The following is a 20,110-nucleotide window of genomic DNA, read 5'->3' as shown; positions in this document are numbered from 1 at the left end:
AAATAATATTTTTTATTCTGGAAATTTGTAAATAATATTAGGGTATTTACGAAAAAAATTTTGTAGGATATGCTTTCTCACATGAAAATGACAACTTTGAGATTCACGAGAAAAGAGGAAAAACAATGAGCAGAATGGAAAGTGATTCAATTGGAACTTTAAATGTACCGGCAGATGCCTATTATGGAGTGTAAAGCATGCGCGCTGCCGATAATTTTCAAATCACTCATCAGCCGATGCATCCTACTTTTATTGATAGCATCGTAACAATTAAAAAAGCAGCAGCAATGACAAATAAAAAAGCTGGAAATCTTTCAAAAGAAAGAGAAGAAGCAATTGTGAAGGCTTGTAATGAAATTTTAAGTGGAAAATTGAGAGATCAATTTATTGTTGATACAATACAGGGTGGCGCTGGAACATCTGCAAATATGAATGTAAATGAGGTCATTGCTAATCGTGCAATTGAAATTCTTGGTGGAGAAAAAGGAGACTATACAATGGTTCATCCAAACGATCATGTTAATATGTCGCAGTCAACCAATGATGTAATTCCAACTGCAGGAAAACTTACGGTTCTTAGACTTTTACCCAAAGCTTTATTACAGCTACAGAAATTACAAGCTGCTATGGAGAGAAAAGCAGAAGAATTTGATGATATTCTCAAAATGGGAAGAACACAACTTCAAGATGCGGTTCCAATGAGACTTGGACAAAGTTTTCATGCATTTTCAAGAGTTCTTTCTAGAGATATTCACAGGTTAAATCGTGTGATGGAAGAGATGAAAGTAGTTAATCTAGGAGGAACGGCAATTGGAACAGCAATTAATGTTTCGCCTTATTATTTATCCAATGTTTGTTATCAATTAAGTACAGTTACAGGGATTTCATTTCGTCAAGCAGAAGATCTAATTGATGCGACACAGAATTTGGATGGTTTTGTTAGTGTATCCAATGCACTGAAAACATGTGCAGTGAATCTTTCCAAGATATCGAATGATTTGCGTTTGATGTCTTCTGGACCAAAGACGGGAATTGCAGAAATTAATCTTCCAGCAAGACAAAATGGTTCTTCTATTATGCCTGGAAAAGTGAATCCGGTGATTCCAGAAGTTGTATCTCAAGTTGCATATTTGATCATTGGTCATGATTGTACGATTACAATGGCGGCAGAGGCTGGACAGCTGGAGCTCAATGCGTTTGAACCAGTTTTATTTCATCATTTGTTTGAATCGATTGATACATTAAAGGAAGCGGCAAAAACTTTGACACAGCATTGTGTTACAGAAATTACGGCAAATAAAAAACAATGTATGGATTACATCGAAAAGAGCGTTGGAATTTCTACTGCATTATGTCCTTATATTGGTTATACAAAAGCAGCCAATATTGCAAAGATTTCATTAAAAACAGGAAAGACGATTAAGGAATTAGTTCTTGAAGCTGGGCTTTTAAAAGAAAAGGAATTGGAAGATATTTTAAAACCAGAGAAAATGACACAGCCTAAAAAAATGAGAGAAAAAATAAAGGCAGTTTCTTAAGGATAGAAAAAAGGCAATGCGATTTTTGTGGCATTGCCTTTTTTTTATTCGAAGATTTTAGAAAAATCTTCAGGTTTTAGTTCTTTTTTTGCTAGTTTTTTTAAAAGGGAAAAATCATGGTTGGATTTTTGTGCCAGATGTTCTGCCTTTTCATATCCAATGAGCGGAACAAGAGATGTAACCGCTGCAGTAACAGAAAGAAGATGTCTTTTGCATCCATTCATATTTACTGTTAATGGTTCAATGCATTTTTCACGAAAGATATGGACTCCATTTGTTAAAAGTTCTAAGCTGTTTAACAGATTATCAGCAATGAGTGGGAGAAATGCATTTAATTCAAATTGTCCACTCATGGCAGCATAGGAAATAGCAGCATCATTTCCAACAACCTGAATAGCTACCTGACTGATCATTTCTGGAATGACAGGATTGACTTTTCCGGGCATGATAGTAGAACCCTTTTGCATTGGTTTCAAGCAAATTTCCTGATAGGGATCTGAATTCATTAGACGAAGATCATTGCTTATTTTCATGAGGTTGACTGCGAGTGCCTTTAAAAGGCCAGAAACTTCGACAAAAACATCTTGATTTTGTGTCAGATCCATTGGATATTCTGCTCTGGAAAGGCCAATATCTGTAAGGTCACGTAAAATTTCAATTACAAGGAAAGTATATTTTCGGTTTGCATTACTTCCAGTTCCAACAGCAGTGCCTCCAAGATTTACCTGACGAAGACGTTCTTCTACCTTATAAATACGCCATCGGTCTCGGGCAATTGCCTGAGCATAGGAGCCAAATTCATTTCCAAGTGTAATCGGGAGGGCATCCATTAGTTGAGTTCGACCGATTTTTTTAATAGAAGCAAAGATATGCTCTTTTTCTTGTAAGGATTCCTGAAGCATAGAAATTTCTTTGCTTAGTTTTCGTATCCATGAAATAGAAGCAATTCGAAGAGCTGTTGGATAGACATCATTCGTAGATTGAAAGCGATTTACATCATCTAATGGGTGAATATGCCCAACAGCTGGACAAAGTTCCATTGCTTTTAAAGAAAGAGCTTCATTGACATTCATGTTAGTGGAAGTTCCAGCACCTCCCTGCAGGGGATTGGTTGGAAACATGGACCGGTCATCATTCGACAGAAAAAAATGACAGGCATTTAAAATAGCATCTGCTTTTGTTTCTTCTATTAAAGAGAGATTTTTCATGGCAGTGATGGCAGCCTGTTTTACAAGAATCATGGAATCAATCAAAGAAGTATGAACCGTACGATTGTTTAAGTGAAAATTTTCGAATGCTTTTTTTGTTTCGTTCATAAAAGTGCCTCCTATATTTTTATCATACAGCGAATTTTTGAAAAATTCTAGGTTTTCTTCTTAAAATAGTATATACTGTTTTAAGAAAAGAGCGATACATATTCTTAAGGAAAGGGGAAATATTTATGATCGTTATGATTTGTCTGGACGATAAAGGCGGTATGCGCTTTCATGACCGAAGGCAAAGCCAAGATCGGATCTTAAGACAGCGCATGAAGGAAATTGTCAAGGATGCAAAAGTTTTCATGAATGAAACATCAGAAAAACTTTATCAGGAATTTCAAAACCGGGTAGTGTGTAAAGATTTCCTTGAAAAAGCAGGAGAGAATGATTATTGTCTTGTGGAAGATCAATCATTGCTTCCTTTAGAAAAGGAAATTAAAAAAATAATCATCTTCTGGTGGAATAAAATTTATCCGGCGGATATGTTTTTTGATTTGTCCCTAGATCAGTGGCAACTGGTTGAGACAAAAGAATTTGAAGGCTCTTCTCATCAAATCACAGAAGAAATTTATATTAAAGGAGAAAGAGAATGAAAATAAGCAGAAAACTATATGCTGTTTTATTGGCAATGTTGATGGCGGTATCTCTTTGCGGATGTCAGGAAGGTACATCGAGTCAAAGTTCAAACATTGTGACAGCCAAAAAACAAAAATCAGTATCGGCAAATCATATTCCGGATTATTCTGGGGAGATGACGGTTGTTGTTAATCATAATAAACCAAATTTTTCGTCGAGAGATTTAACAATGAAATCTTTTGAATCTTATAGTCAGTTGGATTCTGAGGGAAGATGTCAAACAGCAGAAGCTTGTGTTGGAAAAGATCTTATGCCAACGACAAAGCGTGGAACAATTAGTATGGTAAAGCCAACAGGATGGCATGCAGTAAAATATGATAATGTGGAAGGAAAATATTTGTATAATCGTTGTCATTTGATTGCCTATCAGCTAAGTGGAGAAAATGCGAATCAGAAGAATCTGATTACGGGAACTCGTTCTTTTAATGTGGATGGGATGCTTCCCTATGAAGAAATGGTAGGAGATTATGTGCGTGAGACAGGAAATCATGTTTTATATCGTGTGACACCAGTTTTTGAAGGAAATAATTTAGTAGCTAAAGGTGTCCAGATGGAAGCAATGTCAGTCGAAGATAAAGGCGAAGATATCGAGTTTAATGTATTTGTATATAATGTGCAAGATGGAATTAAGATTGATTACAAAACCGGTGAGAGTAAAAAAAGCAGTAGTGTTCACGTAGAAACAACAGCATCGACAATTCGAAGAACACAACATAAAACAGCATCATCATCTCAAAAAAATAGCAACATGGAAATTCGTGGAAATAGTCGTTCTAAAGTCTATCATTGTCCTGGACAGAAAGATTATGACAAGATGGCAAATTCCAGCAATTTAAAAGTCTTTCCTAATGAAAAAGCAGCAAAAGCTGCTGGGTACCGAAAGGCGCAAAGATAGAAAGAAAGGGTAAATATGAGTTTAAATCAGACACCAAGAGGAGACAGGCTTCACATTGCATTGTTTGGTAAGAGAAATGCAGGAAAATCAAGTGTTATCAATGCCTTGACAAATCAGGAATTGGCAATTGTATCTGATATAAAAGGAACAACAACCGATCCGGTATATAAGGCAATGGAACTTTTACCGCTTGGACCAGTTGTTATGATTGATACGCCAGGTCTTGACGATGAAGGTGAACTTGGGGAAAAACGTGTCAAAAAGGCAAAGGAAGTTTTAAATAAAGCAGACATCGCATTGGTTGTTATTGATGCACAAGAAGGAATCACAGATTTTGAAAAAGACATGATTCATTTGATAGAAGAAAAGAAGATTCCGTATTTAAAAGTGTATAATAAAATGGATCTTCATAAAAATATTTGGCAGGAAGATCATGCAGTTTTTGTGAGTGCAATGACGAAAGAAGGTATTTTTGAATTAAAAGAAAAAATTGGGAAATTAGTACCTTCGGAAGAAGAAAAATTCCAAATTGTAGGAGACTTGATTCAGCCATCAGATTTTGTTGTGCTTGTTGTTCCGATTGATAAGGCTGCGCCAAAGGGAAGATTGATTCTTCCGCAGCAGCAAACCATTCGTGATATTCTGGAATCAGATGCTACGGCAATTGTTGTTAAGGAATATGAATTAAGGGAAACATTAGAAGCGCTTGGAAAGAAACCATCTCTTGTGATCACAGATTCTCAGGTGTTTTCTAAAGTAGCAGCAGATGTACCAAAAGATATTATGCTGACGTCTTTTTCTATCTTATTTGCAAGATATAAAGGAGATCTTGAAGAGGAAGTAAAAGGCGTCAAAGCACTGGAGCAGTTAAAAGAAGGAGCAAAGATTTTGATTGCAGAAGGATGTACACACCACAGACAGTGTGATGATATTGGGACAGTAAAAATTCCAAGATGGCTTGGTCAGTATACAGGAAAAGAGTTTGAAATTCATACAAGTAGCGGAAATACGTTTCCGGATGATCTTGCATCCTATGACCTCGTGATTCATTGTGGTGGATGTACTTTAAATAGAAGAGAAATGAAAAATAGAATTGCCAGAGTGAAGGAAGCAGGAGTTCCAATTGTGAACTATGGAATTTTAATTGCAGCAATTCAGGGAATTTTAAAAAGAAGTCTTCAACCATTTCCGTTGGCATCCATGATCCTTGATGAGATTTAGGTATGCTTCTTTACAAAAAATGAAAATTTATGTAGAATAGAGAAAAACAAATATCATTGGGAGGCAAGAATGAGCAAAGTTAGAACAAGATTTGCACCAAGTCCCACAGGAAGAATGCATGTGGGAAATTTAAGAACTGCATTGTATGCATATTTAATTGCTAGACATGCAGGCGGAGATTTTATTTTAAGAATTGAGGACACTGACCAGGAAAGACAGCTTGAAGGTGCAGAGCAGATTATTTATAATACCCTGGAAAAAGCAGGGCTTCATCACGATGAAGGACCAGATAAGGATGGCGGAGTTGGACCTTATGTTCAAAGTGAACGTCAAGCAGAGGGTCTTTATCTAAAGTATGCAAAAAAACTGATTGAAAAAGGAGAAGCATATTATTGTTTCTGTGATCAGGAACGACTGGATACATTAAAAGTTAAATCAGGAGATGTGACAATTAGCCATTATGACAAACATTGTCTTTCTTTAAGTAAAGAAGAAGTACAAGCAAAATTAGATGCAGGTATTCCATATGTTATTCGCCAAAACAATCCAACAGAAGGTACAACCTCTTTTGTTGATGAAATTTATGGGGAAATTACAGTGGATAATATCGAGTTAGATGACATGATTCTGATCAAATCAGATGGATATCCAACTTATAATTTTGCAAATGTTGTAGATGATCATTTAATGGGAATTACACATGTTGTTCGTGGAAATGAATATTTGTCTTCTACTCCAAAATATAATCGTCTTTACGATGCTTTTGGATGGGAAAAACCAATTTATATTCATTGTCCATTGATTACAGATGAAGAACATCATAAATTAAGCAAACGAAAAGGACATTCTTCTTTCGAAGATCTGATTGAACAGGGATTTTTGCCGGAAACAATTGTAAACTTTGTTGCACTGCTTGGATGGAGTCCAGGAGGAGAAAGAGAAATTTATTCTTTGAAAGAACTGGAAGAAGTGTTTGATTATAAACATATGTCTAAGACACCAGCAGTTTTTGATATGAAGAAGATTGCGTGGATGAATGGAGAATATATCAAAGCAATGGACTTTGATCGTTTCAAAGAACTGGCAATGCCATATGTAAAAGAAACAATTCACAGAGATATGGATTTTGATAAGATTTTATCTATGGTGAAAACAAGAATTGAATTGTTTACAGAAATTCCAGAGCATATTGATTTCTTTGAGGCAGTTCCAGATTATGATGTTTCTATGTACAAACATAAGAAAATGAAAACAACACCACAAACAGCTTGTGAAGTGTTAAAAGAAATTCTTCCAGTGATTGAAAAACAGGAAGATTTTACAAATGATGCTTTATATGAAATGCTTCTTGCATTTGCAAAGGAGCATGAATATAAGAATGGATATGTGATGTGGCCAGTTCGTACTGCAGTATCTGGAAAACAGATGACACCAGGCGGTGCTACGGAATTGATGGAAATTCTTGGAAAAGAAGAATCTATCAAGAGAATTGAAGCTGCTATCAAAAAATTGGAGGACGAGACTGATTGGGAGAACTAAGTCAGGTCCAAAAGAAAGCCGTAATGCATAAAGACGGTCCAATGATGGTGCTTGCAGGACCGGGATCAGGGAAAACCCTTGTTATTACGAAAAGGGTGCAGTATCTGATTGAACAATACCATATACCGCCGGAAAGGATCTTGGTTATTACTTTTACCAGAGCCGCAGCGGGAGAAATGAAAGAGAGGTTTCAAAGGATGGCAGGGTGCTCCCTGCCGGTTTCCTTTGGAACCTTTCATTCTGTATTTTTTACAATTTTAAAATATGCCTATCATTATCGTGTGGAAAATATTTTGCCAGAATCAAAGAAATATGAGATGATTCGTGAAATTCTTTATGAAGAAAATTTAGAAATTGATGATGAAGCAGATTTTATTCGGTCAGTTTTACAAGAAATTAGCTTGGTCAAGGGGCAGATGCTTTCTTTGGAATATTATTATAGTAAGAACTGCGGAGAAGATATTTTTCGCAAGATATTTAAGCAATATGAAAAAAAGCTGCATCAAAAGAGACAAATTGATTTCGATGACATTCTTGTTTATACTTATGAGTTATTAAAAGAGAGAAAAGATATTAGAAAGGCTTGGCAGCAAAAATTTCCTTATATTTTAATTGACGAATTTCAGGACATTAATAAAGTGCAATATGAAATTGTTAAGATGCTTGCACAACCGTTTAACAATTTATTTATTGTCGGAGATGATGATCAGTCTATCTATAAATTTCGTGGAGCAAGACCAGAATTAATGCTTGGTTTTCCGAAGGATTATAAAGAAACTAAAAAAATTATTTTAAATACAAATTATCGTTCTGGAAAGGAAATCGTTGATTTTGCAGAACAAGTCATTATACATAATAAAAAACGTTTTCCAAAGGAAATGAAATCTTTTGTTGGAAGTTTATATCCAGTAGACATACGAATATTTAAAGATCAAAGAGAAGAAAATCGACATCTTGCCATGATGATTCGAGAAGAAATGGCAAAAAAAACGCAACTTTCTAAAATTGCCATTTTGACAAGAACGAATCAGGGACCACGTCAGCTTGTAAGCACACTAATGGCATATAATATTCCATTTTGTATGAAAGATACCGTTCCAAATATATTTGAACACTGGATTGCCAGAAACATGATAGATTATATGCAGCTTGCTATGGGAGATCGCAGGAGAAGTACATTTCTTCGCGTTATGAATCGTCCGAATCGTTATATTCGAAGAGATTATTTGACAGAAACCGAAGTGTCTTTTGAAAAATTACTGGAATTATCAAAAGATAAAGAGTGGCTTTATGATGCAATTGAAGAAATGAGAGAGGATCTCAGGGTTCTTAGTAAAATGACACCATTAGCAGCAATTAATTATATTCGGAAATCAATTGGATATAATGCTTATCTTGCAGAATATGCAAGATTTCGAAGAATGAGAGAAGAAGAATTGACTCAAATTTTAGAGGAGCTTCAGGAAACCGCAAAAGGGTATGATACATTTGAAGAATGGTTTGCTTATATTGAGGAATATACACAGGAACTAAAACGGCAGTCAGAGAAAAAACAAGAAATACAAGACGGTGTTATTATTAGTACGATGCATAGTTCTAAGGGATTGGAGTTTGATCATGTATTTTTACCGGATGTTAATGAGGGCGTAATTCCATATAAAAAATCGGTAAAGGAAGAAGATATTGAAGAAGAACGCCGTATGTTTTATGTAGCAGTGACAAGGGCTAAAAAATATTTACATATATTTTCAGTTGAGAAGCTCTATAACAAAGAAAGTCGTAAATCAAGATTTCTAAGAGAAGCAAAACAAAAAAACAGACAGGAGGGAGAATTCAATCATGGAAAGACAAATGCCAAGAGCTGGTGAATTTTATCGCCATTTTAAAAATAACTTATATCAGATTATAACGATTGCGATACATTCAGAAACAGGAGAAAAACTTGTTATTTATCAGGCTTTATATGGAAATTTTAAAATTTATGCAAGACCACTGGAGATGTTTTTAAGTCCCGTCGATCATAAAAAATATCCGGAAATTTCACAAAAATTTCGATTTGAAAAGGTTTCGCCGGAAGAAGAAAAAGAGCAATTTTCTAAAAGTGTAGAAAAAGAGCAAAAGAAAGAACAGCCAGTGGAAGAATTTTTTGAGGAAGATAATCCGCTTCTTGAATTTCTTGATGCAAGTACCCATGAAGAACGGTTGAATGTTCTTTTAAAGTATAAGGAATCAATTTCTGAAACAATGCTTGAATCCATGAGTCTTTCTATGGACTGTGTTTTAACTGGAGAAGGGCCAGAAGAAAAATACGAAGAATTGGTCAAAATTTTAAGAACAAAAATTCAATATGAAAGAAATTCTAGATTGAGGTAAAAAAAAGAATCCTGTGAAAGCATCACAAGGATTCTTTTTCTTATATTTCGTCGTCTTCTTCCATGATTTCATCAAGTGCAGCTGTGACTTTTTCGAATTCTTCATCGCTTTCGATATTGTCAAGGCTAAAGGATTCTTCATCTTCAGAAGCGACATAGCGATAGATCAGGAGTGCACTTTCTTCGTTATCGCTTTCTAGTTCTTCAACGGATACAAGAGCGATATAGTCTTGTCCATCGACTTCAAATAGTGCAATCACGGCACAATCAACGTTTGTTCCGTCTTCAAGTTCAAGATGGAGAACGGGATTTTCCTCTTCAACAACTACGTCTTCTTCAAATTCACTCATAGTAACACCTCATTTCTGTTGTTTTTTTCACTATACTAAATCTAAAGCAAAAAAGCAAGAAAAGGCTGAAAAAACATAAAAGAGACCTTCATTGACAATGTATTTTTTCTATGATACGATACAACACAAGCAGAGAGACAAAAATGACAAAAGAGTAGAAAGAGGCTGAAAGAATGATAGAGACAGTAGTATCTGTAAAGCTGCCGATTGGTGAGGAATTGAAGATTAAAAAGAATTCTTTAACACCGGATCAGTTGACCGGAAAAGAGAACAGAATCTGTCTGGTTACAGGAATTTATGGAGATGAACTGGGTGGGCAATATATTTGCAGTGAGATCATCCGAAGAATTAAAAGTGATTTTTCATTGCTTTCTGGTATCGTGGACGTTTATCCGGCAATTAATCCTCTTGGTTTGGATGCACGAACGCGTGTTGTACCAATTTCTGATATGGATTACAGTACAGTATTCCCAGGAGATCCAGACGGGGACTTGGAAGGTTATACAGCTCATTGTCTGATTGAAGACATCAAAGGAGCTTCCTGTTGTATTGATATTCATTCCAGTAATATTTTTTTGCAAGAAGTGCCTCAGGTTCGTATCAATGACGACTATAGTGAAGAACTGATGCGTATTTCAAGATTTATGAATACAGAACTTGTGTGGGTTCATCCATCAGCGACAGTAAATGAAGGAAGTCTTTCCTATGCGTTAAACCAGATTGGGATTCCAACGCTTGTAACAGAGTCTGGAGCAGCGTTTCGAATTAAATATGAATATTGCGAGCAAATTATAGAAGGAATTTTTGCAGTAATGAAAGAACTTGGTATCTGGAATGGACCGGTAAAAGAAGGGAAAAAAGTACCAATTGTAAAAGAAGATCAGATGATTTATTTAAATTGCGAATCCAGCGGACTTTTTGTATCACATAAAAAACTAAAAGAGGAAGTCAGACAGGGAGAATGTATCGGGAGAATCATTAATCCATTGCTTGGCGCTGTAGAGGAAGAAATCATAGCTCCGGAAGATGGTATCTTAATGACCTTAAGAGAACATCCAGGCGTAGCTGAGGGATCCCTGGTGGCAAGAATTATTGGAGGAAATCACTTATGATAAAAGAAACACTATATACATCTGGCTCTTATTTGAGAAATGAATTTTCTATTATTGGATATCGTTTCGGGAAAAACGGAGAAGATGCAGAGCCGGCTGCTTGTATTGTAGGTTCCATGAGAGGAAACGAGTATCAGCAGTTGTATATCTGTTCGCTTCTTGTCAGACGTCTAAAGGAACTTGAGGCAAGCGGTGCTATCATAGGGGAAAACCAGATTTTAGTCATTCCCTGTGTGAATAATTTTTCTATGAATGTAAGAAAAAAATATTGGGTTTCTGATAATAGTGATATTAACCGGCAGTTTCCGGGAAATTTTGACGGAGAACCGACAAGCCGGCTGGCTGCCAATTTGTTTCAGAAAATTAAAGGATTTCGTTATGGAATCCATTTTCCATCTTTTTATCGACATGGAGATTTTATTCCACATGTAAGGATGTCTTCCACAGGAAAAGAAAGCGCCAGTTTGGCTAATTTATTTGGATTGCCATATGTAATCACAAGTAAACAGAGAAATTTTGATAAAAGCACACTCAACTATAATTGGCAAATAGAAGGAACAGATGCATTTTCTATTTATTCCGGGGCAACCGGAAATGTAGATGAAAAGCTCGCTAAACAGGCAGTATCTGCAGTCCTTCGATTCTTAACCAGAATGGGAATTTTAAAATATAATTGCCATAATGGGTATATTGCGAGTATTATAGAAGAAGAGGATATGGTTCAGGTAAAAGCAACTAGTGCAGGATTTTTCCGACGTTTTGCAAAGATCGATGAGGAGGTACATCGAGGACAACTTCTTGGAGAGATTCTGGATCCTTATGAAGGAACGCTTTTATCCGAAGTTCGCTCGAGTGTGGATGGAATTGTATTTTTCTGTGCAAACCAGCCAACGATCTTGGAAAATGCAACCGCATTTCAAGTGATAAAGAAACTACATGAGTAAATGGGAGGAAACTATGGGTAAAGTAAAGAGAGTCTATGTAGAAAAGAAAAAAGACTACGCAGTCAAAGCAAAAGAACTGCGCGAAGAGTTACGTCAGTACCTCGGACTTGATATCGAAGATGTTCGTGTTCTGATTCGTTATGATGTCGAGAATCTTTCCGATGAAAGTTATCAGAAAGCATTAATGACTGTATTCAGCGAACCTCCGGTAGATGATGTTTATGAAGAAGAATTTCCAAAAGAAGATGGAGAAGTATCATTTAGTGTGGAATTTCTTCCAGGACAATTTGATCAGAGAGCTGATTCCGCAGAGCAGTGTGTAAAACTCTTAAACGAAGATGAAGAGGCACTGATTCGAAGTGCGACAACTTATGTAGTCAAAGGAAATTTAACAGAGGAACAGCTGAAAGAAATTAAAGAATATTGCATCAATCCAGTGGATTCTAGAGAAGCATCTGCACAAAAACCAGAAACTTTGATTATGGATTTTGAAGAGCCAGCTGATGTGAAGATTTTTGATGGTTTCAAGGATATGGAAGAAGCTCCTTTAAAAGAATTATATGATTCTTTAAACCTTGCAATGACATTTAAAGATTTTCTTCATATTCAAAATTATTTTAAATATGAAGAAAAAAGAGATCCATCGATGACAGAAATTCGTGTACTTGATACTTACTGGTCTGATCATTGTCGTCATACAACATTCTCTACAGAGCTTACAAAAATAGAATTTCAGGATGGATTTTATCAAGCTCCATTAAAGACAGCTTATGATGAATACATGGCAGATCATGAAAGTATTTTTGCTGGAAGAGAAGATAAGTTCGTATGTCTGATGGATATGGCACTGATGGCTATGAGAAGACTGAAAAAAGACGGTATTCTTGATAATATGGAAGAGAGCGACGAAATCAATGCATGCAGCATTGTTGTTCCTGTTTCTGTTGATGGAAAACCAGAAGAGGAATGGCTGATTAGTTTCAAAAATGAAACACATAATCATCCAACAGAAATTGAACCATTTGGTGGCGCAGCTACTTGTCTTGGAGGAGCAATCCGAGATCCGCTTTCTGGACGTTCTTATGTATATCAGGCAATGCGTGTAACTGGTGCAGCAGATCCTACAGTTCCACTGAAAGATACATTAAAAGGAAAACTTCCGCAGAGAAAGATCGTTACTGGTGCAGCTCATGGATACAGCTCTTATGGAAATCAGATTGGACTTGCAACAGGTATGGTCAATGAAATTTATCATCCAGATTATGTTGCAAAACGTATGGAAATTGGTGCAGTTATGGGTGCAGCACCAAGAAAGAATGTAATTCGTGAAAATTCTGATCCTGGAGATATTATCATTCTTCTTGGAGGAAGAACCGGACGTGATGGTTGCGGAGGAGCAACAGGATCATCAAAAGTTCATACAGAAGAATCAATCGAAACATGTGGAGCAGAAGTACAGAAAGGTAATCCGCCAACAGAAAGAAAAATTCAGAGATTATTCCGAAGAGAAGAAGTTAGCCGTCTGATTAAAAAATGTAATGACTTTGGTGCTGGTGGAGTATCTGTTGCTATTGGAGAACTTGCAGATGGATTAACAGTAGATCTTGATAAGGTACCAAAGAAATATGCAGGACTTGATGGAACAGAACTTGCGATTTCTGAATCTCAGGAACGTATGGCTGTTGTTGTAGATCCAAAAGATGTTGATCAGTTCCTTGCTTATGCAGCAGAAGAAAATCTGGAAGCAGTTGCTGTTGCAACCGTAACAGAAGAACCAAGATTGGTTCTTACATGGAGAGGAAAAGATATTGTAAATATCTCAAGAGCTTTTCTTGATACAAATGGTGCGCATCAGGAAACAGAAGTTTATGTAGAAATTCCTCATCGCGTAGAATCTTATTTTAATAAGAAAGAAGAGACACGTTCTTTTGAGGAAATCTGTAAAGATACATTATCTAACTTAAATGTATGCTCTCAGAAAGGACTGGTTGAAATGTTTGACAGTTCTATCGGAGCAGCAACAGTTACTATGCCATACGGTGGAAAATATCAGATGACGCCAATTCAGACGATGATTGCAAAATTGCCACTTCTGGAAGGTGAATCAGATACAGTTACGATGATGAGTTATGGATTTGATCCATATTTATCTAAATGGAGTCCATTCCATGGAGCTGTTTACGCAATTACAGAATCAATTGCAAAAATCGTAGCGTCAGGTGGAGATTATAGAAATATTCGTTTGACATTCCAGGAATATTTCAAACGTCTTGGAGAAGATAAGACACGTTGGGGACAGCCGGTTGCAGCTTTACTTGGTGCATATCAGGCACAGATTGGTTTTGGCCTTGCAGCGATTGGCGGAAAAGATAGTATGTCTGGTACTTTCAATGACATTGATGTACCTCCGACATTAGTTTCTTTTGCTGTTGATGTTGCGAATGTAAAAGATGTAGTTACACCAGAATTAAAGAAACCAGGAAACCGCTTGATTCGTCTGTGTATTCCAGAGGATGCATATCATCTTCCAGTTTATGCAGAAGTGAAGAAAATTTATAGAAGAATTCATAAACTGATTCAATCAGGAGAGATCAAATCTGCTTATGCAATTGGTGCAGGTGGAACAATCGAAGCTGTTGCAAAAATGGCATTTGGAAACCGTTATGGAGTCATTTTTGATGAAGAAGTAACGCTTGATGATTTGACACGACCACACTTTGGATCTTTTGTTGTAGAAATGGACACAAGAGATATTCATAAACTTGGAATTCCTGGATTATTGCTTGGTGAAATTACAAAGAAACATGAGTTCGTCTTTGGTGAAGAAGTAATTTCGATGGAAGATGCTTTGGAAGCATGGACAAAACCATTGGAAAGTGTATTCCCAACAAAATCTGAAGGAAAACAAGAATCATTAAATATGGGAAGAATTTATACAAAAGGAAATGTATATGTATGTAAGAATAAAGTTGCGAAACCAACAGTATTCATTCCAGTCTTCCCAGGAACAAACTGTGAATATGATTCTGCACGAGCATTTGAACGTGCAGGAGCCAATGTTATCACGAAAGTATTCAAAAATCTGGATGCACAGGGAATTCGTGATTCGGTAGAAGTATTTGAAAAAGCAATTAAAGAATCTCAGATGATCATGTTCCCAGGAGGATTTAGTGCAGGTGATGAGCCAGAAGGTTCTGCAAAATTCATCGCTGCCGCATTTAGAAATGCAAAATTAAAAGAAGCAGTTATGGATCTGTTAAATAACAGAGATGGTTTGGCACTTGGTATTTGTAATGGATTCCAGGCATTAATCAAACTGGGACTTGTTCCAGAAGGAAAAATTGTTGATCAGACGACAGCCAATGCTCCAACATTGACAACAAATCGTATTGGACGTCATGTATCTAAGATTGCGTATACAAAAGTTGTATCGAACCTATCTCCATGGTTTAATGAAGTAAACGTGGGAGATGTTTTCAGCATTCCTGTATCACACGGAGAAGGACGCTTTGTTGCAGATTATGATGTGATAGATCAGCTGTTCGCAAATGGACAGGTAGCAACACAGTATGTTGATCTTGGAGAAGATCCTACAATGGATGAAGATTACAATCCAAACGGTTCTTACTTTGCAATTGAAGGTATTACAAGTCCAGACGGAAGAGTTCTTGGTAAGATGGGACATTCTGAACGACGTGATACTTATGTAGGTATGAATATCTATGGAAATAAAGATCAAAAGATTTTTGAGTCTGGAGTAAACTACTTCAAATAAGGAAAAACAAAAAAACCTTCTGCTAAAATTTTAGCAGGAGGTTTTTTATATCGATAAAAATGAAAAAATCCTGGTATTTCCTACCAGGATTTTGATTTTTGCAAGTCGTTTTATTCTGTTTTATTATCTGTCTCTTTATTTTCTTGATTCTTTTTTTTCTTTGGGATCATATGAATGGTTTCCATACGGTTTTTATCGACATGAACAACTTTAAAGATAAACTGATCATCTTGTGCTGTTTCATTTTCCTTTGGAAGGTGATCCAATAATTCAATAATGTATCCACCAAGAGAATCATAATCTTCTGAATCAAAATCTGTATCTAGAAGATCGTTTAAATCATCAAGTTTCATAGAAGCGGTTACCATATAAGAACCATCTTCAAGTTCACGAAATGTTGATGTCTCATCGGTATCATATTCATCACGAATTTCACCAAAAATTTCTTCAACAATATCTTCTAAAGTGATCAATCCTGCAGTTGTACCATATTCATCTAGGACCATAGCAAAACTTACAGATTTTTCACGCATCTGAGCGAGCAGACTGGAAGTTTTTTGTGTTTCATAGGTGAAAAACGGTTTACGAATCACATCTTTTAAATGGAAAATTTCTCCACGATGTTTATTGCGATAAAAATATACATCTTTAAGATAAACAATTCCAACAGTTTTATCTTTGCTTCCATCATAAACAGGAAGTCTGGAATATCCTGCATCCATGAAAGCTTTCATAACTTCATCATAAGAAGCATCGAGTGGTACAAAGGAAACATCAATTCTTGGCACCATGATATCTTTGGCAATAGAGTCTTTAAAGTCAAAGACATTATCAATCATATCCTTTTCATCATCTTCGATGACACCATCTTCATGTCCGACATCGACAATGGTACGAAGTTCGCGTTCTGTCATGACTTGTTTTGACTGACTAGAATCGATATGGAAAATAATTAGGATCACAGCGGAAATCTTATTTACAATAAAGACAACCGGAGTCATGATTTTTGTAAATACATAGATGATCGGTGCGTAAGATAAAGAAATCTTTGTATTGTTAATGGTTGCATATGTCTTTGGCGTAATTTCACCGAAAATCAAAACCAGTATAGTGATGACTGCGGTAGCGATTCCTGCTCCCATATTTCCAAAGACACTGATTGCAATGGTTGTAGTCAAAGATGTCACGGAAATATTTACAAGGTTATTTCCGACAAGAATACTTGAAAGCATCTGATTTGGATGTTCTGCAAGTTTTAATACAATGGAAGCACGTCGGTTTCCATCTTCTGCCATAGCACGCATTGCATGATGGTTAATAGTAGTTAAAGCGGTTTCGGCCGACGAGAAAAAGGCAGATAATGCCAGCAAAATAATGATTGCAATGATTTGAAATATGACACTGGGGTCCACGTTTCAATCCCTCCTAAAATGATAATATTATTTTTAAGTTCAATTATCATCATCTTACGAAAAAAAGCAGAAAGTGTCAAGAGTTGGTAAAAGATTATAAAAAAAGAAACAAAGAAGTTAGTTGGATCAAACCTTGTCAATTTTATAAAATATGATAAAATAAGACAAAAAAGGAGAAAAGATATGAGATACTATTATGATTATAGATTTCCAATTGGAAAATTAACAATTGCACAAGATAGTCATGGAATTTGTGGAATTTATTATCACCCACATGATCCAATTGATGGAAAGAAAAAAGAAACACATCTGATTCAGCAGGCAGCCTATCAGCTGACAGAATATTTCTGTGGTGATCGAAAAGAGTTTGATTTACCGCTTTCTTTTCACGGAACAGAATTTCAACAAAAGGTATGGAGAGAACTTTGCAAAATTCCATATGGATCTACTTGTACTTATAAAGAAATTGCAGAACGAATTGGAATTCCGAAAGGATGTCGTGCAGTTGGAATGGCAAATAATCAGAATCCAATTGTAATCGTTGTTCCCTGTCATCGGGTGATTGGGGCGAACGGATCTTTAACAGGATATGCTGGAGGAATGGAATTAAAAGAATATTTATTACAACTGGAACATGCCATTTAATAGAGAAGATGGCTTTGTTATGCGGATTAAGTCTGTTTTTATTCTCTCAGAGCATTTAGAAAATTTGTAAAAAAAAAGAATTTTCAAAAAGTCAACCCTTTCTTTTTTTTAAAAAAGAGTGTAAGATAATTATTGCGCCACAAGATATGGTGTTTTGAACGACGAAAAAGGACTATATTTAGTGGCAAATAGAAAAATGCAAAGGTGAGGGATTATGAGCTCTAGAATCAAGACAAAGATTATAAAGAGGAATGGCGAAGAGGTCGCATTTGATGTGAATAAGATTATCAATGCGGTCAAGAAAGCAAATCAGGAGGTTTCAAGAATCCACAGGATGAATCAATACCAGATCATGGCTATTGCAGAAAAGGTAGCACAGCAGGTAAAGAATTCATCTCATGCCGTTGATGTAGAAGATATTCAGAACATGGTGGAAACCGGTATTATGGAGATGAGAGGTTATGAAGTAGCACAGAAATATGTTCGGTACCGATACCGCCGGGAGTTAAGAAGAAAATCCAATACGACAGATGATGGAATTTTATCCCTTCTGGAAAATATCAATGAAGAAGTCAATCAGGAAAATTCAAACAAAAATCCAGTAATTAACTCAACACAAAGAGATTATATGGCCGGAGAAGTTAGCAAGGATCTTACGAAACGAGTGCTTTTACCAGATGAAATTATGAAAGCCCATGAGGAAGGGATCATTCATTTCCATGATTCCGATTATTTCGCACAAAAGGAACACAATTGTGACTTGATTAATTTAGAAGATATGTTACAGAATGGAACAGTTATCAGCGAGACGATGATTGAAAAACCCCATTCTTTTTTTACGGCATGTAATGTGACTACACAGATCGTTGCACAAGTTGCAAGCAATCAGTATGGTGGTCAGTCTTTTACACTCGCTCATTTGGCTCCATTTGTTGATGTCAGCCGTCAAAAGCTTCGAAAGAATGTTGTAAAAGAACGAAAAGCATGTGGAGAATCTATGGATGATAAAATTATCGATCAGATTACAGAAATGCGTTTACGTGACGAAATCGAACAGGGAATTCAGACGATTCAATATCAATTGGTAACTTTGATGACATGCAATGGTCAGGCTCCGTTTGTTACAGTCTTTATGTACCTTGATGAGGTTCCAGAAGGAAGGACAAGAGATGATCTTGCTATGGTAATTGAAGAGGTATTAAAACAGAGAATTCAAGGAGTAAAAAATGAAAAGGGTGTATGGATTACACCAGCATTTCCAAAACTGATTTATGCACTGGATGATGATAATATTCATTCGAATTCTAAATATTGGTATCTAACAGAATTAGCAGCCCAATGTACTGCCAAACGAATGGTGCCAGATTATATCTCAGCAAAAGTAATGCGTTCTTTAAAACAAGGGGAAGTATATCCATGTATGGGATGTCGTTCATTCCTTACCGTGGAAGATGCACAAAGAAATCCAGATGGAAGTCATAAATTTTATGGACGTTTTAATCAGGGAGTAGTAACGATCAATTTGGTTGATGTTGCCTGCAGTTCAGAAGGGGATATGGATGCTTTTTGGAAAATTCTTGAAGATCGTTTGGAATTATGTCATAGAGCTTTACGATGCCGTCATGAAAGATTACTTGGAACCATATCGGATGTTGCACCGATCTTATGGCAGCATGGAGCACTTGCGCGACTGAAAAAGGGAGAAAAGATTGATAAACTTTTATATAATGGTTATTCTACGATTTCTCTTGGATATGCAGGTCTTTATGAGATGTGTGTTCGTATGACAGGAAAGACACATACAGATCCAGAAGGAAAGAAATTTGCGTTGAGTGTTATGCAAAAACTAAACGATAAATGTAATGAATGGAAAGCAGCAGAAAACATCAGTTATTCTGTTTATGGAACACCGATGGAATCTACAACATATAAATTTGCAAAATGTCTTCAAAAACGTTTTGGTATTATTCCAGGTGTTACCGATAAAAATTATATTACCAATAGTTATCATGTGCATGTGACAGAAAAGATTGATGCATTTAGTAAGCTGGCATTTGAATCAGAATTTCAGAAACTATCTCCAGGAGGTGCGATTAGTTATATTGAAGTACCGAATATGCAGAATAATATTCCGGCAGTACTTTCTGTAATGCAATTTATCTATGAAAATATCATGTACGCGGAATTAAATACAAAGAGTGATTATTGTGAAATTTGTGGATATGATGGAGAAATACAGATTGTAGAAGAAGAATCTGGAAAATTAATTTGGAAATGTCCAAATTGTGGAAATACAGATCAAGATCATATGTTTGTTGCAAGACGTACCTGTGGATACATTGGAACACAATTCTGGAACCAGGGTCGTACCCAGGAAATTAAAGATCGTGTTCTTCATCTGTAGGAAGGAAA

At 36.1% G+C, this 20,110-nt stretch carries 14 protein-coding genes and 1 pseudogene; 12 read left to right on the top strand and 3 right to left on the bottom strand.

The window, feature by feature from the left end; genetic code table 11:
* The first annotated feature begins 125 nt into the window (after positions 1-125).
* Positions 126-1,538, top strand: a pseudogene (locus KQI71_RS00805) (aspartate ammonia-lyase).
* A 44-nt stretch (positions 1,539-1,582) separates the two neighbouring features.
* Here KQI71_RS00805 and KQI71_RS00800 read toward each other — a convergent pair.
* Positions 1,583-2,854 carry a lyase family protein gene (locus KQI71_RS00800; protein ID WP_216433115.1) on the bottom strand — a complete coding sequence of 424 codons (1,272 nt, stop codon included), beginning with the start codon at positions 2,852-2,854 and terminating at the stop codon, positions 1,583-1,585.
* 125 nt (positions 2,855-2,979) lie between these two features.
* Here KQI71_RS00800 and KQI71_RS00795 point away from each other — a divergent pair, with 125 nt between their 5' ends.
* From KQI71_RS00795 to KQI71_RS00770, 6 genes are all read left to right on the top strand, one after another.
* A complete protein-coding gene (locus KQI71_RS00795; RefSeq protein WP_216433113.1) occupies positions 2,980-3,390 on the top strand; it encodes a hypothetical protein in 411 nt (136 codons plus the stop codon).
* Entirely contained in the window at positions 3,387-4,328 is a 942-nt protein-coding gene (locus KQI71_RS00790) for a DNA/RNA non-specific endonuclease (protein ID WP_216433111.1), read from the top strand. The genes KQI71_RS00795 and KQI71_RS00790 overlap by 4 nt, the downstream gene beginning before the upstream one ends.
* A gap of 15 nt (positions 4,329-4,343) precedes the next feature.
* A complete protein-coding gene (gene hydF, locus KQI71_RS00785) occupies positions 4,344-5,549 on the top strand; it encodes a [FeFe] hydrogenase H-cluster maturation GTPase HydF (protein ID WP_216433109.1) in 1,206 nt (401 codons plus the stop codon).
* 69 nt (positions 5,550-5,618) lie between these two features.
* Positions 5,619-7,088: a glutamate--tRNA ligase gene (gene gltX, locus KQI71_RS00780; protein WP_216433107.1), complete on the top strand. Its 1,470-nt coding sequence runs from the start codon at positions 5,619-5,621 to the stop codon at positions 7,086-7,088.
* The gene (locus KQI71_RS00775) at positions 7,076-8,956 is read left to right on the top strand and encodes an ATP-dependent helicase (protein ID WP_216433105.1); all 1,881 of its coding nucleotides are present in this window, start codon (positions 7,076-7,078) and stop codon (positions 8,954-8,956) included. Before gltX ends, KQI71_RS00775 begins: the two co-directional genes overlap by 13 nt.
* Positions 8,928-9,461, top strand: a complete 534-nt coding sequence (locus KQI71_RS00770; protein WP_253287864.1) for a DUF1653 domain-containing protein — start codon at positions 8,928-8,930, stop codon at positions 9,459-9,461. The genes KQI71_RS00775 and KQI71_RS00770 overlap by 29 nt, the downstream gene beginning before the upstream one ends.
* 40 nt (positions 9,462-9,501) lie before the next feature.
* On the opposite strand, the gene KQI71_RS00765 is transcribed toward KQI71_RS00770, so the two are convergent.
* Positions 9,502-9,810 (bottom strand): DUF1292 domain-containing protein, encoded by a 309-nt coding sequence (locus KQI71_RS00765; protein ID WP_216433103.1) that lies wholly within the window; start codon positions 9,808-9,810, stop codon positions 9,502-9,504.
* A gap of 173 nt (positions 9,811-9,983) precedes the next feature.
* Here KQI71_RS00765 and KQI71_RS00760 point away from each other — a divergent pair, with 173 nt between their 5' ends.
* Genes KQI71_RS00760 through KQI71_RS00750 form a run of 3 tightly spaced genes read left to right on the top strand, consistent with a single transcriptional unit; the run spans position 9,984 to position 15,641 of the window.
* Positions 9,984-10,922, top strand: a complete 939-nt coding sequence (locus KQI71_RS00760; RefSeq protein WP_216433101.1) for a M14 family metallopeptidase — start codon at positions 9,984-9,986, stop codon at positions 10,920-10,922.
* A complete protein-coding gene (locus tag KQI71_RS00755) occupies positions 10,919-11,866 on the top strand; it encodes a M14 family metallopeptidase (protein WP_216433099.1) in 948 nt (315 codons plus the stop codon). Before KQI71_RS00760 ends, KQI71_RS00755 begins: the two co-directional genes overlap by 4 nt.
* A gap of 13 nt (positions 11,867-11,879) precedes the next feature.
* Complete coding sequence (locus tag KQI71_RS00750; RefSeq protein WP_216433098.1) at positions 11,880-15,641, top strand: phosphoribosylformylglycinamidine synthase; 3,762 nt, start codon at positions 11,880-11,882, stop codon at positions 15,639-15,641.
* Positions 15,642-15,751: 110 nt separating this feature from the next.
* Here the strand turns inward: KQI71_RS00750 and KQI71_RS00745 are convergent, their stop codons facing one another.
* Entirely contained in the window at positions 15,752-17,053 is a 1,302-nt protein-coding gene (locus KQI71_RS00745; RefSeq protein ID WP_216433096.1) for an HlyC/CorC family transporter, read from the bottom strand.
* A gap of 183 nt (positions 17,054-17,236) precedes the next feature.
* Between KQI71_RS00745 and KQI71_RS00740 the strand changes: the two genes are divergently transcribed.
* Both KQI71_RS00740 and nrdD read left to right on the top strand, forming a co-directional pair.
* Complete coding sequence (locus KQI71_RS00740; protein ID WP_216433094.1) at positions 17,237-17,698, top strand: methylated-DNA--[protein]-cysteine S-methyltransferase; 462 nt, start codon at positions 17,237-17,239, stop codon at positions 17,696-17,698.
* A 214-nt stretch (positions 17,699-17,912) separates the two neighbouring features.
* Entirely contained in the window at positions 17,913-20,102 is a 2,190-nt protein-coding gene (gene nrdD / locus KQI71_RS00735; RefSeq protein WP_216433092.1) for an anaerobic ribonucleoside-triphosphate reductase, read from the top strand.
* Positions 20,103-20,110 lie beyond the last annotated feature (8 nt).

The sequence above is a fragment of the Anaerostipes sp. MSJ-23 genome (genome assembly GCF_018918155.1).
Lineage (GTDB): Bacteria > Bacillota > Clostridia > Lachnospirales > Lachnospiraceae > Anaerostipes.
This window is presented reverse-complemented; position numbering and strand designations above follow the sequence as displayed.